At 31.5% G+C, this 15,161-nt stretch carries 10 protein-coding genes; 4 read left to right on the forward strand and 6 right to left on the reverse strand.

Annotation, left to right across the window (positions count from 1 at the left end; all coding sequences use genetic code 11):
- The first annotated feature begins 99 nt into the window (after positions 1-99).
- The 3 genes from EG346_RS20920 (at position 100) to EG346_RS25525 (ending at position 2,378) form a co-directional block, all read left to right on the forward strand.
- Positions 100-1,554, forward strand: a complete 1,455-nt coding sequence (locus EG346_RS20920; RefSeq protein WP_123881295.1) for a sigma 54-interacting transcriptional regulator — start codon at positions 100-102, stop codon at positions 1,552-1,554.
- 506 nt (positions 1,555-2,060) lie between these two features.
- Positions 2,061-2,204 (forward strand): bacteriocin-like protein, encoded by a 144-nt coding sequence (locus EG346_RS24930; protein ID WP_164466250.1) that lies wholly within the window; start codon positions 2,061-2,063, stop codon positions 2,202-2,204.
- Positions 2,205-2,231: 27 nt separating this feature from the next.
- On the forward strand, positions 2,232-2,378 hold the full coding sequence (locus EG346_RS25525) for a bacteriocin-like protein (RefSeq protein WP_407919893.1): 147 nt from the start codon (positions 2,232-2,234) through the stop codon (positions 2,376-2,378).
- A 78-nt stretch (positions 2,379-2,456) separates the two neighbouring features.
- On the opposite strand, the gene EG346_RS20925 is transcribed toward EG346_RS25525, so the two are convergent.
- From EG346_RS20925 to EG346_RS20935, 3 genes are all read right to left on the reverse strand, one after another.
- Positions 2,457-3,254: a hypothetical protein gene (locus EG346_RS20925; RefSeq protein WP_123881297.1), complete on the reverse strand. Its 798-nt coding sequence runs from the start codon at positions 3,252-3,254 to the stop codon at positions 2,457-2,459.
- 450 nt (positions 3,255-3,704) lie between these two features.
- Entirely contained in the window at positions 3,705-4,817 is a 1,113-nt protein-coding gene (locus tag EG346_RS20930; protein ID WP_123881299.1) for a hypothetical protein, read from the reverse strand.
- Between the two features lie 771 nt (positions 4,818-5,588).
- The gene (locus tag EG346_RS20935; protein WP_123881300.1) at positions 5,589-10,436 is read right to left on the reverse strand and encodes a sacsin N-terminal ATP-binding-like domain-containing protein; all 4,848 of its coding nucleotides are present in this window, start codon (positions 10,434-10,436) and stop codon (positions 5,589-5,591) included.
- Between the two features lie 292 nt (positions 10,437-10,728).
- Here EG346_RS20935 and EG346_RS20940 point away from each other — a divergent pair, with 292 nt between their 5' ends.
- Positions 10,729-11,817, forward strand: a complete 1,089-nt coding sequence (locus tag EG346_RS20940; RefSeq protein ID WP_123881302.1) for a putative endonuclease domain-containing protein — start codon at positions 10,729-10,731, stop codon at positions 11,815-11,817.
- A 168-nt stretch (positions 11,818-11,985) separates the two neighbouring features.
- Here EG346_RS20940 and EG346_RS20945 read toward each other — a convergent pair whose 3' ends face one another.
- The 3 genes from EG346_RS20945 to EG346_RS20955 all read right to left on the reverse strand — a co-directional run bounded on the left by EG346_RS20945 (position 11,986) and on the right by EG346_RS20955 (position 15,105).
- Positions 11,986-12,318 (reverse strand): hypothetical protein, encoded by a 333-nt coding sequence (locus tag EG346_RS20945; RefSeq protein ID WP_228426243.1) that lies wholly within the window; start codon positions 12,316-12,318, stop codon positions 11,986-11,988.
- A 15-nt stretch (positions 12,319-12,333) separates the two neighbouring features.
- Positions 12,334-12,594 carry a helix-turn-helix domain-containing protein gene (locus EG346_RS20950; protein ID WP_034731777.1) on the reverse strand — a complete coding sequence of 87 codons (261 nt, stop codon included), beginning with the start codon at positions 12,592-12,594 and terminating at the stop codon, positions 12,334-12,336.
- Positions 12,595-13,404: 810 nt separating this feature from the next.
- Positions 13,405-15,105, reverse strand: coding sequence for a helix-turn-helix domain-containing protein (locus tag EG346_RS20955; RefSeq protein WP_123881304.1), 1,701 nt, complete (start codon positions 15,103-15,105; stop codon positions 13,405-13,407).
- Positions 15,106-15,161: the final 56 nt, after the last annotated feature.

The raw sequence follows: 15,161 nt of genomic DNA on the forward strand, positions 1-15,161 counted from the left end.
AACAGACGTCAGATAATAGATAATAGATAATAGATAACAGACTTTAAATTTGAGATTTATCAATAGTCCATCAGATAATTATTAGTACTTAAAAAGAAAATGAAAAACGATATTACATTTAAAGAATTAAAGAAATCCGGCTATACCGACAAAACCATTAACCAGGAAATCCAGGCAAACCTGATTGCCCGGATTAAGGCTAAAGAGCCTGTATTTGAAGGGCTTTGGGGATATGAAGACACGGTCATCCCTCAATTAAAAAAAGCGATTCTTGCCGGTCATCATATCAACCTTTTAGGATTACGCGGCCAGGCCAAAACCAGAATTGCGAGAAGTATGGTGAACCTTCTAGATGAATACATGCCGATTGTAAAAGGATCTGAAATTAATGACAGCCCTTTTCAGCCTATTTCAAAATATGCGAGAGATCTTATTGAGGAACTTGGTGATGAAACTCCGATTTCGTGGGTACACCGCTCGAACCGTTTCTTTGAAAAACTGGCTACACCGGATGTGAATGTTGCGGATTTAATTGGCGATATAGACCCGATCAAAGCAGCGACATTAAAACTTCCTTATTCTGACGAGCGTGTTTTACATTACGGGATGATTCCCCGTGCCAACCGTTCTATCTTTGTTCTGAATGAACTTCCGGATTTACAGGCCCGAATTCAGGTTTCCCTATTCAATATTCTGCAGGAAGGTGATATTCAGATTCGCGGATTTCAGTTGAGAATGCCTCTTGACATTCAGTTTGTGTTCACCGCGAATCCGGAAGATTATACCAACAGAGGAAGTATTGTGACCCCGCTGAAAGACAGAATCGGATCACAAATTTTCACCCACTATCCACCAACCATTGCTCTGGCAAGACAGATTACAGAACAGGAAGCGATGATCTCATCTGAAGATCTTTCACAGATACAAATTCCAGATTTAGCAAAGGATCTTTTAGAAGAAGTGGCTTTTGCAGCCCGTGACAGTGAATATGTAGATGCTAAAAGTGGCGTAAGTGCACGTCTTACCATCAGCGCTATGGAAAATCTTGTTGCAGCGGCAAAACTCCGTTTGATAGAGTCAGATGCTGAAAAAACAACGGTTCGTCTGCTGGATTTTATGTCGATTATCCCATCAATTACAGGAAAAATTGAATTGGTGTATGAAGGTGAGCAGGAAGGCGCAGATTATGTCGCGAAAATATTAATTGACCAGGCAGTTATGATCCAGTTTGAAAGTATATTCCCAAGGATATCCAAACTGGAAAAAGAAGGGATAAAAACACCGTACACCGACTTGATCAAATGGTTTAATAAAAACCATCTGGAACTGAACTATTCTGATACAGATGAAGAATTCTATGCTAAACTCAACAGCATTACCCCATTGGTAACCGTGGTTGAGGAAAATGCTTCAGAATTAAGCGTGGAAGATCAGAACTTCTGTAAAGAATTGGTTTTATGGGCGCTGACCATCAGTAAAAAACTAGATAAATCTGAAAACCAATCTGCTTTTACTTTTGATTCTGCAGATATTGGTCAGTTTTTACGGAACTAACCTATATTCTCAGATACTCATTACTAAACAATAAAAGAGGGCTATTTTTCAGCCCTCTTTCTTATATAAATACCAGACGAAATGGTATTTTTAAATCAATACTGAAGCTTTACGTAATTTTATACAAAAAATAAACAGTTGATATGGCCTTTGACAAAGAAAATCACCTGACCGAAATGAAATTTATGGTGGATAAAGTGACGGTAAAACAGACTGTATGATACCATATGGAAAATCGATAATTAAAATACATAATTGGTCATCTCATTCAATATTACACAAAAAAACAAATCAATTGATTATGGTTTTGAGTGTCGTTTATACTTTTTCAATCAATAATTCTACCGGTCTCCTATTGAATAATTAATCAGCCAAAATACTTTCCTGAAACGCATTATCAACTTTTATGATGACATAAGCCCAATCATTAAAAATAAATTTATTAAGAATTATTTCCTTTAGTTGAGAAAAATTTATTAATTTCGAACAGAACCAAACCTATTCATATGAAAAATTTAAAGAAAGTCGAAAGACAGGAAATGAAAGCAATAAAAGGAGGCATCAACTGTCCGGGTGGCCAGCTGTGCCTGATCAGCGGAAAATGGCAATGCATGCCATACGACGGATGTGGTGGCGGAAACCAGCCTTAAATTTAATTTTAACCTAATTACTTTATTATGAAAAATTATAAGAAAATTTCAAGAGATCAGTTGAAGAGTATTAATGGTGGAGCGTTGAGTTGCTCCGAAGCATGCTGCCCACCACCGGGAATAAAAAGATGTCCGTGGGTGATTTGCATTGTCGCATGTGAGGTATTAAGCTAAAAAATACCAATCCATTCTATTTGAAAATAAAAGAACCTTAGAAAATTTATTCTAAGGTTTTTGTTTATAATAATATGACTATTTTACTATATTTTCCTTCAGTTTGTTAATAATTAGCCTGGCCGGATTGATGATATCTTTTTCAAGTTGCTGATATTTTTCAAACTTGTAGGTGCCTAAACTTTTGCCATCAGAATCTAATGGATTCCCATGTTTCCCCAATTTGTCTACTACACCCAATAGCTTTCCTTCATAATACACGTTCCCCCAACTGGCTTCCATCTCACCATCCATCCCGTATTGGGTTTTATGGTCATAGACAAATGCGGAATCAATTTTATGAATAGCTAACCTATGCATATCCTGAATATATTTATCCGCATCATTGATTTCAACTTCGATCAGCTGATGATATTTAGAGTTGAATTTCTTTTTTTCTTCAAATATGGCAATCTGTATAACCTTTTGAATGCAAAAAATACCAATGGCGGGCATCTGTAAAGACATTGCTTTTTGATTGATTTCAAATGAATCTTCTTCCATATCATCCAGTAAATTTTGTTCTTCAACAAGCAGATATGCCCTATACTGGGTTTCCAATGATCTGGAACGGTTAATAAGTTCCTGCATATTGTCTTTGAAGAATGCAGTATCTACGATCTCCCGCATTTTTACTGAAAGTCTTTCAACAATCTGGTCTGCAAATTTCTGAAACATATCCCCCATATTCTCTTTTTTGGCAAAAAGACCATCTAACAGAATTCCCATCGCGAAACTAGCACCACCGGAGATCAGCCCGTTGGCTATTTGCTGTCCAACATTTTCCCAGGTAAATGCCCCTGTAAAACCTTTGATCAATTGATTATCTGACATCATATAAATTTTTATGGTTAATAATTATTATCTATTTGATTATAAGAAGATTGGAGTTGAAATTCCGATCTATATCCAAACATCGACTTTGCTCTAATATAATTTATACAACAAACTGTCGTCTTTAAATTTAATTTGAAAGAAAATAATATATAGTAAGTTTTAGGATTCAAAAAATATTTCTTTTCTTTTATGAATCAAATGTATTCAGTCTTATTTCAATTATCAATACCCCCTTTGTGTAAGATATGATCTAAAAAAATGAATGAAAATCATAGAGATGAGAAAAAGTAAAGCCTGCAAATTTAAAAATTTGCAGGCTTTAAAAGCTTTTCTACATTTATAAAAGTCATTTCAGGTATTGACAGAGAGAGGGATCTACATCCCCAGACCTTTTTTCAAGACTATGGAGCTCTCATCAAACGACGATCAGGTTTGGTATTATTAAAGATTTTATTTCTTTAATTCCATTTGAATAGTGTCTTTGTATAAAATCATTTTCCATTGCATTGATTTATTTCTAAAATTATTTATCTGAACAGGAATTGTATCAGGTTTCCTCGGATTTCTTTCGTAAGATATCACCTTGAAATTCTGCCCTTTATCATCGTGATGATATTTCATAAATAGTGAAGTACTATCCACATACATATATGGATTGGGGCAATAATACATTTTTCCTCTTTCTTCAATATAAATTGTTTTCCAGGCCAAAGTATCTTGCTGCCATTGATTTTCTTTAACCAATTTTCCATTACGTGTCATCGATGTAACTTTCCATTTTCCAAAAAACTTTCTTGAAAGGTGAACGTCATAATTATAGTAAATAACAAACAATAAAGGAATCAGAATACATAAAACACGAGCGATTGAGCGGAAAAAATTATTACCTACAGAGGGTAGTCTATTTTTGTGTTGATCAAAGAAGCTTATGATATTAACTTTTTGCTGTAAAAACAGATTAACTAAGCCTAATATGATCAGGATCGATGTCAATAATGTAATGGGTCCGATACGATAAAAAACATTAATCAAAACAATATTCAGCATTACGGGTAAAAGTATTACAATGCCTAGTAAAGTTGTACGTTTGAATAACAAAAGAACGCTCCCGATGATTTGGAAAAAGGCCAAAATCACAGCAAGTCCATAAGAAAACCCATAATATTTCCAGGTTAATTCCGGACCCGTTAATGCGCTTGTTAAAGAATCATTGATATGATATGAATAATTAAAATTAACTTCAAATATTTTTTGAAAGCCAAAATCCAATAGTAAAAATGCAATCCAGTACCGCAACAGTGTTGAAAGCCAGGAAATACATTTTAGAGAATTAAAGGTTCCGTTATTTTCTTTTTTGTGCCAATAAAAAGAAAAACCAAATGAGAATAGTATTGCCAATCCTAAGGTGGAAAATCCTATGGGAAATATAAACTGTGAAATTTTATAAGGTAAAAGAGGTAAAATTATAAAAAGAGCAGTATTTATAGCACCAACAATTGCTAAAAAAGATAATGAAAATTTAGAAAACCATTTTGTTTTACTGATTACTTCGGGTGAATTCATGGATGTTTTTATTAATATTTTTCGGTTTGTGATGATACAAAATGACGTCTATCATTCTTTTTCACGAAACTAAAGACATAAGAATTTCGTAAAAAAAATTCTATATTTATATTTCGTTAAATTAGCCGCTAATATAATTATTTATAAACTAAATCCTCATTTTAAAGAAAAAAAATCACTAAAATAAAATATTATTAGTAAAAAACATAAAAACACACGAATTGACAGACAATCAAAAAACCGAATAATATTAGTTTTAGGTAAAATGGAAAATAAGTTAGTTACCTATCTTTTTCTCTCAAAATGAAATTAAGGGTAATTAAGACCATATGAGCGTTAAACGAAGTACCAGATGATAATTGTAACACTGCCAGAAAAGTACGTATGATTCAGAAATAAGAAAGCCTTAGAATAAATATTCTAAGGCTTTTTGCGGAGAGAGAGGGTTTTTGTAACTTCTTCTCGTCCTTTTATTGATAAGCATTTCGCTGTAGCATCTTGTGAAAGGCCTTAAATAGGGCATTTGCAAAAAGCGGTAAAATTCAATATAAAAATTTTACGTAGTAAAAGTAGAAATTTTCGTTCGGATTTGCAAGTAAGATTGCTGAATTTTCGCCAAGTTTCTTTAGAAATCTTAAAACTAACTAATTGCTCTTATTTAATAAAACCCCATCATTTATTTTTTCTAAGTCTTTTATTTAGGAAATGATTTGATATCTATTTGGAAATTACATAAGAGCTCTGTCATTTAATTGAAAAAGTCCCTGATATTTAGATTTCTCTCTTAAACTTTAAAATAAAATTATCATTTACAACTGTGAACATATCATTATCTGAAAAAGATTGACCTCTGTAATTAAAAATTCCTTGTATTTTTTCAATTTTCACAGAGGAAATATTTTCCAAATTTCTAACTAAAAAGATTTCATAATTATTTTTTAAACGCTCGCCAGCTTGAACTTCTCTAGGAGTTATGTGAAATGAGTCATCCCAGCCTACAACTTTTACTTCAACAAAATGTTTATATTTCGTCCCTTTTGGCAAATATTCAATGTCGTAACCCCAGCCATCTTTTCCATCTAAATTGACCCCACATTCTTTAGCATAAGCCGATACCCAACTTACATTTGACTTATCTTCACTTAGTTTAAGTAAATGATTATATACTATATATTCTCCTAAAAAGCCAATTTCTTCTTTCTGTTTTCTGAGATTTGATCCTTTTGCAGGATTCTTACCCGAAGAATTTCTGTTTCCTGATGAAATTTCTTTCCTTGTTATTTTAATGTTTTCAAATATTATATTTTGTAAGTCATGATCAGTTAGCAAATTATCAAGTTGTGATCTCAAATCAAAAAAATCATCGTAAAATAATTGAGTATTACCAAAACTTACTTTGAATGATTTTGAGGAATTATTATTAGGTTCAATCGATTCATTTTGATTCTTCCCTAACCATTCCATCAAAATTTCCTGTATATTTAGAAACTCATCGTCAAACAATAGCAATGACTGTATTTCAAGATCATCCAAAAATTGGTTGAAAAGTTTACTGTCTAATTTTTCAATATTTAAAAACTCCCATAACTTTTCTTTATTTTGACGATGCAATTGGCGTAGGTCGATAGAATTATATGCATCATTTAAATTGATGTCAAATCGATCTTGCACTACAGTTTTAAGATCTGTAATTACATCAAAATTAACATCATTTAAATTCTCACAATATAGGGTATCATACTCATTATTAAGCTTAAGAAAATCTTTTTTATTTAAATCGTTTCTATAACATTTGGTATATAATAAGCTTTTAAGACTTTCTGAATGATCTGATATAGCTCGTCTAAATTCAATGTCGTATAATAAACTAATATCAATTGATGGATAATGGTATTTATTAAATTGCTCTAGAGTAATTCCAAAAGATTTTAATAGAAATACAATATGTTCTAAAGTTACTTCATCACTAAAATCGGTATAATTGATTAAATCAATTGAATTTGTAATAACTGGAATTTGATCAGGAAAGTTTTTTAAAAGCGAGGTCAAAATTTCATTATCAGTATTATCTTTTAAAGACATCTTTTTACTTTTAAAACACTTAACAAATGACATCCAAAAATCTATTTTTGGATCGCTAGTAATCCCTAACTTTTCTCTCGCATCTTGTAGTTTTTCCAGTTTTTCGTCATCTAACTCTGAACGCAATAGCTCATCTCTGACAGATGTGCTTTTTGAAAACAGTTCTCTAATCTGTAGGCGCTGAGAATCAACATCAATTATTGCCGAAAATATCTCTGCTATTGCGGAACAAAAATGAATATCCTCCTTCAAATCAGTGACCTCACTAAAATGAACTGGAATATTTAAATAGATCATATTTCTTTTTTTAATATATAAATATTCAAAATCATTCAATTCAAACGTTTTAACATATTGTCCTTTATTTGATGTTGCTTTTAATTTTGAGACGAGTTGAAACTTTGTGGTCTTAATTATATTTTTTTCATTCCCGCTATCCTGTTCTTTTCTTAGAACATAAACATAAGGTTTAAAATTTTCGATTTCCTGTTCAAATTTTGGAGAAAGAGGATGAATTACCGGACTTCCAACGACACTAAGCTCAAGTTTATCCAAAGGCTTTACTCCAAATATTTTAGTAATCTTATCCTTGCCTCTTCGCCGTTCAATGTCGATAACATTAAACTGCCTGATAACTGCTTCCCCATATCGTCTATCATTGACATAAAAAACCTCATCAACACAATTAAACTTACCATCTTTACAAAATACTTTTCCGTTATTTATATACGCTTCCCTTTCCAAACTTTGTAATTTAGGGAGGGAAATATCATCATAGTTGACTGCTATCTGATTATATATCGTTTTGGCTTTCTTCTCTATTTCTTCAATGTGAGGTAATTTATTAAGGATTGAATAAATCAAAACAGGAGGGAAAGTATCTATAGATTTATGGACACCAACCCGGCTAAGGATATAATCAATTTTATCTTTTTCAACCTTTAGTTTTTTTAATTTCTCATAATCGATTTTGGGTTTTTCAATAAGTCCTCTAAAATCTTCATTGATATATGCCGCTGTGGCACATCTAACAGGCTCTGTTTTAACTTGACTTTCCGTTTGCAACCAACTAAAATGCCCTAATTTCCATTTTATATAAGACTTCATTCTGCCACCTCTGATTGTTAGAGCAGATTTTATATTTGATAATTTAAAATTAATCAGACACGAATCATCTTCAATATTTTCATTGACAATAGATAAAATCTTAGGATCCTTATCGATCCAGTTAATTATCATTTCAGTTGAATTGTTCTTCAAAATGTCATCGAAGTCATCTAAAGCTACTACTTTTATAGTTCCATATCCTACCGTCAGTAAATTTTTAAACTCTACATAACCACCTATAAATACATTATTTTCAATACCTTTTAGATAATCATAGTTCAGCATGACGTAGTCAGCATAATCATGTGGTGCATCACAATATATTTTTCTAGGAAAATATTCAATTCCCAACCATTCAAAATATTTTTTCCAAGTTGAAATATCAAGCTTATCAACCCCATAAATTTTATGGGATGCTACAATTTTTTCTGTTTTGTAGTGATAAAGATCTTCGCTCAGTAAATTATCATAATCTTTACCAAAATACAGTTCATCTGCATTGGCTATTGTCAATTTCTTAGTAATCATCTTAATAGATGAACCTTTCCATTGTCTGCCATCTTCAGAATTCACCTTGAATAAATTAAAAATGATATGATGCATTTTTTTTACATCAGTAATTGATACTTCTGGTCTGTGTGAATAAAAAGTTATTATTGATTCAACAACCTCAGTAAAACTAAATTCTCTGATGTTAAAGTTTTCAAGTTGTACAGTCAGATTTTTATAGTCGTAAGCATCATAGCATTTTAAAAGCTCTCCTGCAAGCTCATCATCCATTAGCTTAATACCAACTTCTTCTGGCACAGCGTAGGTTGCACCATTATTAGGCAGAAATATAGGTGATCCAAATGTTAATAAATTTTGGAATTTATCGTAAAAAAGACCATTAGTATTCTGTAAATCAGTACCTTGAGCACACTCTTGAATAGCCTTAATCAATCTTGCATAATCTGGAATATTGATACTTTTTCTTTTTTCTGCAATGCTTTCAATAATTTCCTCAATATTATAAGTACAGTATTCCAATTTTTTGAGAAGATTGATTACAAATTCGTCATTACTGTGTAAGAGTAACTGATCATAGGTACTGGGATCTAAATATTGAGAAAAAATAATGTCTTTGTAAAAAGCCGGAGAAGTTTCTTCTTTGTTCCAACGTATATAATTATTATTTATAGTGGGAAAAACTTCCTGTTCTTTAAGTGAATTTAACAGGTTCATCTCAAAAGACATTTCTTTGATCATACTGTTGAGATTACGAAAATCCACATCCGTTATTTTTAGCGGTAAATAACTAATCTTATCATTAATGTTACGTGCGATAATTTGCGCAACTTCTGAAATTAGATTTGCTGCCTCTTTAAATAAAAATGCATTATATCCTTTTCCTTTGATTAGCTCATTCCGATTACTACTTAATTCGAAAGTCCCATGCAAGATTCCAGGGAAACTGAAAACAACATCAGTTCTGAAGTATGAATGGATAACATTCTTAGCACCTTTTAAGTCATCTCTCCATGCTACAGCCACCTCATAATTTTTTTCAGTACCTAACTCTGGTAGATGGCTTCCTTGTTTAATAAAAATATTCCATTCGTCTAGAAATTCATTATTCGACACCGAAATCCTTTTTAAGATACAATCATCCATTATCTTTTCTTCAGATATATTCTTTCTTGTAATTAACTGATTTATATTAGGTGTTGCAATTTTAATCTCATTAAGATTATTCAAAAACAATAAAATTTCAGGATCAACATTTTTTAATAACTGTTCTTCAATTACCACTGTCGTTTTCTTAATTTGACCATCCACTACTATAATATCTTTGAGATCTAGAATAATCACCGTATCATATCCATCTAATTCCGGGAATAAAGTGATGTGGTCAATAATTTCCGGACATCTGAAAATTGAAATTGCATCTTCCATCCTCAAATATTTATTTAAAATAAGTTCTTCAATTGAAGGATTTATTTTAAATAGCTCATCTAGGATATTTTTACTATTTGAACTTGAAAAACTTATTCTGAGATCACCACTTAAAATTGATACCTTTTCAGACCATGATAAGGTTGTTCTGAAGCCTAATCCTTTATTACCTATCTGATTCTTTTGGTTGAACTTTGAACTAAGGTGACTGTGAAAGATGGATTTGAGCCCATCTTTAGAAAACACCTGCCCTGTATTAGCAATAATAAGCTGATTATTAATTAACTGAATTAGAACTTTTGGATTAGAAGTATATTCAGCTGCATCATCTGCATTTTGCAGAAGTTCAAGTAATTCCCTCCCTTCATATTCATATGTTGTAGTTTTTTCTAATTGATAATGCTCAAGCATAAAGTGCGGCTCTTCTGCATACATCTTTTTTATATAATCGAGCTGATGGATTGCCAAGGATTGGATGTTTGTTTCTGTAGTCATTTTATTGGGATGTGCGTAAGGTTATTGAATTATTAAAATCCATGGTACATTTTTTCCACCTGATTAGGGTGATTCGAAACAGTTTTTTTCTCTTAAGTTTTTGCGATAAATCAAAAAAGGAAATAATCAATTTGTAGTTACGTTTTTTTGTTATTAGTTTTTGGTAATGTATATTTAGTACATCAATTCTCAAATTTATCAAAAAAAATAATTTATAATTACGGAAAACCATATCCTATTGTTAAATGCCTCAATTTTATTTTAGTATTATTGTTTTTGTTAAATTTTTCCTATGAAAGAGTACCCTTACATATTTTATCCTCAAAATACGCTTTTGGAAGAAAATTTAATACCTGCAAAAAACATCAGAACAGGATTAAGTGAGAGTTTTTTTGAAAAAAAAATTTTAAATTATTTTAAGAACTATGTTCATAAGAATGTAGTAATAGACGATGGAAAATCTAGACCTTACCATCCTGATTACGTATTACATATTCCGCAGTATAATTTGTATTTAGATATTGAAATCGATGAACCTTATAGCTTAAGAGGGAAAAAACCAATTCATACCAATGATGATAAAGATGAAATTAGAAATCAATATTTTTTGGACAAAGGATGGGGCATAATCAGATTTGCAGAAATTCAAATTATTAAATTTCCACAGCTCTGCTGTAAAGTTATTTCAGAATATGTAAGAAATATTTCAGGAGATCACATTTGGTTGGAGGGATTTCATGAAATTGAAGATTTGGAAATTGTCGATGCATGGTCAACCAAAGATTCAATATCAATGGCTTCAAATGCATATAGACAAAAATACTTTAGCTTCTTAAAAACAATAAAACAGGTTAAACCGTCTGTTAGTATTTTGGTTGATGGAATCTATTTAAATAATGAAATCCGTAATACTATTAGATCGCTTAAAAATGATAATACAATAAAATCATTTAATAAAAGCGTAAAGAATTCTTTATTTCTAAAATTATTAAGTAGCTACTTAGGACATTTCAAAAACTTAGAAGAGATAAAAGGAAAAATATTTATTGAAATGACAATTTTCATTTCAAATTACCATAGTATTGAGAGCTATTCGTTTGACTCCGAGCTAGTAGAAATTGAAAACTATGTAATTAATATTTACTATATACGAACCCATGATTTAATATGCTTCTCCATTTACGATAAAATACAAGATGAAAAATTAGAACAAGTACTTTTAATTGCAGATGACCCAGCTTATCCTCAACTATTGGAAGATCTAACAAATACAGAATTTATTTTGGTAAGAAACTATCACAATACCTCAATGTCTCCTTATATAAAATATATATCAATTAATAGTACTATTGAAAGCGCTCTTCAAATAAAGTCCGTCTGATTATTTTTATAAAGTTCTTAGATAAAGATTATTAGATAATAACAACTCTTAATAATTGAAATTTCAAGTCACTTTAAATTATATTCACTAAGAAATTATCTGTTTTATAAAAAATCCTTATCCGATGAATTATTTGTATTACTTTTTACTTTCTATTGAGCGTAGAGCTCAATTTCTCATTCTTCCTTTCTTAAAAACAGGTTTCAATTTCCCCGCAAAATCCAGCATAACAACCTGACTTCCCTTAAAAGGGTTATAAGACGGCTGATAATCAATATAGCCTGAAGAATGTAGATTCTTCAGGCATTTGTGGTAGGTGGCTTTTGAATGGATTTTACTGATTCGCATCACTTCATCACGTGAAATACTGACCGGATTTCGGAAACGGTTGAAATTCCAGAATTGGAATAATGCTAAGTACAGGCTGATATGTGTAGGATTAAGTGTACTATCCTGAGCCACCTTTTCATAGAAACCTGTGAGATGTTTTATGTAATTCATTTTGTTAATAATAAATTATCCTTTGCCATTTAACATTTTCTCGATGTCTTTGTAATTGTAATATATTGTACCTCCAACACGAGTGTAGGATAAGGTTCCACTGACACGAAGGTTTTGTAATGTTCCTGTAGAAATTTTCAGAAGTTCTTTGACCTCTGATGAACGCAGCCATAATTTCTGCTCTGAAATTTTGATATTAAAAAGATTTTTAATGTCTTCAAGCAATTCGGTTTTGAACTCCTGAAGGTCTTCTTTAGTAACAAGGTTTACTCTCATAATTTCTTCATTTTTGTTTTTGATAAAATTTCTTTTGCAAAATTGGAACATCAAAACCGTTAAAACAAGAGTGTTAAAGGGAGTTGGATTGAATAAGAACAATTTGGAATAATTTGGAAAAGCGTGGAGATTAAAAAAGAATAAATTGGATTATTTTGGAATCTTAAATCTGATTTCAAGGAAAACAAAAAACAAGTCCCGCAGTTTTTTCCCCTTTTTGCAAAAAAGGCAAGAGAGTCTATGGGTATCAAACTTGAAAAGTTTGTATATACAAAGACACATCTTGCCGTTAAAATCAACGAATGTTATTTCAGAGCTCTAAAAAAAAGAAACAGAATCATAATTATTACGTAATTAATTGAAAACCAATATCTATTTTTTGTAAATCTGTTTTGGGAGATGGCAAATGATAAAAATAACACCTGGCCTTTTTTTACGCAGGTTAACCTTGTATTATTTTATACACGTCGGCCAAGAACCTGTGTCTAATTTACGCAGGTCAATCGAATACTTGTATCTCTTTTACTCAGGTTGCTATTGTACAGGAAAATACCAACCTATATCTCTTTTACACAAGTCAGCTAAGAACCTGTATCTTTTTTACGCAGGTCGATTGAGTACCTGTATCTATTTTACACATCTATGAATTTTTAAAAGGTTTGCTGTTGTTGTGAAAACTTTGTTGGAATGTGGGAAACTCCGAGCGAAAAGCTGGGATGAGTTTTCCATATTTCAATAAATGCGCTGTTTTTTATATTGCAGAATGTACTTTAGGACATACAAAAGAGTAATGCTCCCTTTATACATAAATCAATTCTCATCGATTTCCTTCTTCCTGTTCTTTATAAATTCTATCGGTCTTATTCCGTTAATTTCGTAAAAATGAGTTGAGAATAATTGTCGGCTAGACATTCCACATTCGTGAGCCAGATTTTCAACTTTGTACTGCCGATACAATTTATTTTCCATTAGAAGGTTGGTAATATATCCGATTCGTAAAACCTTTAGATACTGCGTGAAAGAAACATTCAGATGTTCATTCAGTACATAAGATAGTTGAGAGTGTGTTCTGCCAAACATTTTCGCAACCATTGGTAAGGTCAGGTTTTTGTCAAGAAATCGCCTTTCTTCTTCAAACTTTTTGAGTTTTTCTTTAATATCTTCAATGATTTCGGGACTGTGTGTTTTTTTCTTTTCAGAAGTTTTTTTGTTTGCAATTAGAAAAAAATAATACTTCCTGAACTTTTTCAATAGTTTAATAAATTTTCCAGGAAATTTAATTTCTCTATTACGCAGTCTGATTACTAAAAAAAATATAAGAAAAATCACAACTGGCGTAGCAATTAGAAAGTAAAAATCATTATGCAGTTTATTCTCCCATATTTGTTTTTCTTCTAGTAATTTTTCCGTATCATATTCTTCGTGGATTTTTGAAGACAACATTGCAAAATCAACATTCAAGGTTGAATTCGTTAGTAAAAACTGGTCACTATAGTACAGTCGCTTACCCAAACTACCGTTCTCTGTTGCATCCGTAATGAGGTACTTATAACTTGACCGGATCTCGGGAGTAGTAAATTGAACCTTGTTAATCATAGAGTCCACTTTATTCAGATAAACCAGTGATTCTGCTCTGTTTCCTTTGAGCCAATACAGTTTCCCTAAGTAAAAATAAACAGCGGTTAATGAATTATAATCCTGATTATTGACCAAAATATCGCGTGAAAGTTTCAAATGTTTAAGTGCTTCATCTGTGTTCCCTTTTCTTAAAAGTTGTACACCTTTCCCTTTTTGAAAGTAACCATATTCAAGTAAATGCTCATTGATGTTTTTCAATTTTTGTAACCCGATGCTAATCAAAGAATCTTCCTTATTGTATAAACGAAGATTTTTATAACAATTACTCAGGCGGTAAATGCTATTAAAGTAGCCTGACTCATTATTCAACCTTATGTTTGGGTGAAGGTTTTCTTTCATATGTTCCTCAAAATACTTCGTCGTATTTCTAAAGTGAACTGCTGCTGCTTCGTAATAGCCCAAATAACTTTTTACCATCCCGAGATGATAGTCTATTTTATTTATCAGATAATCGTTGCTTGAATTCCGAGAAAATTGATAAGCTTTAAGGTATTGCTCCAAAGCATACTTATATTGTCTTTTGTTATAATAGTAGATAATGCCTTTTCCGAGGTATGCCCTTGAAATAATATCACGGTCACCAGATTTGAATGCCACCACGATAGCACTGTCGGCATAAGACAATTTGCGGTTGATGTCTTCGGTGTAGTATATGGCATCTTCATAACCTATAATCTGCTTTTTCCAATTATTTTCTTTTTTTGCTTTTTCTATATACTTATTCACAAAAATCATTGCCCTTGAATCGTTTTCAGGATAGTTTTCATACAAGTCTGAAATCGTCTTGTATGATAAACTTTGTAATTCCTGGGCGTTAAGAAAAAAGAAGAACAAATTAAAAATCAGAAGTGAAATCTTATGATGATAATGCATAACATTATGATATATTCAAATTTACCGGAAAAATCTATTACAAAATGTACTTGAAC

Source organism: Chryseobacterium carnipullorum (assembly GCF_003815695.1).
In the GTDB taxonomy this organism is placed as follows: domain Bacteria; phylum Bacteroidota; class Bacteroidia; order Flavobacteriales; family Weeksellaceae; genus Chryseobacterium; species Chryseobacterium carnipullorum.